The sequence below is a fragment of the Rhizorhapis sp. SPR117 genome (assembly GCF_021742065.1).
Window position 1 is genome coordinate 1 of the sequence record NZ_JAKKIE010000251.1, and the last position, 364, is coordinate 364.

At 55.2% G+C, this 364-nt stretch carries 1 protein-coding gene; it reads right to left on the reverse strand.

Translation table 11 applies throughout. The features are described from left to right. Positions 1 to 158: 158 nt before the first annotated feature. A partial coding sequence (locus L3X40_RS22240) for a hypothetical protein (protein WP_237367492.1) occupies positions 159 to 364 on the reverse strand: 206 nt, incomplete at its 5' end.

Genomic DNA, 364 nt, shown 5'->3' on the forward strand with positions numbered 1-364 from the left:
CTATTCCCCGAGGCAACGGCTGAAGCCTCTTCCCGACTGAAGTCGGGGGGTTTCCTCCAAAAAGCGGGACACTAAAACGTGTACCTAAGAATGGTCCGCGGCCTGAGCCGGCAACGGTTCTTGAAATTGGGTTTGATAACCAATTTACCAATACAGGACTAGGAGGTCTTGAGACGATATTCGAACAGGACATGGGCAATATTCCGCAGGTTCAGGAAGGGCTTCGCGCCTCCGCAACGGGCGTTGTCCATTTCGGCAGGTATAGCGAGATGCGCATCCGGCAATTGCACAGGATGATCGATCAATACATAGCTGAAGGTGAAGCCGAGGCCGCCACAAGGCAGCCCGCTCCCGCGCGCTGACT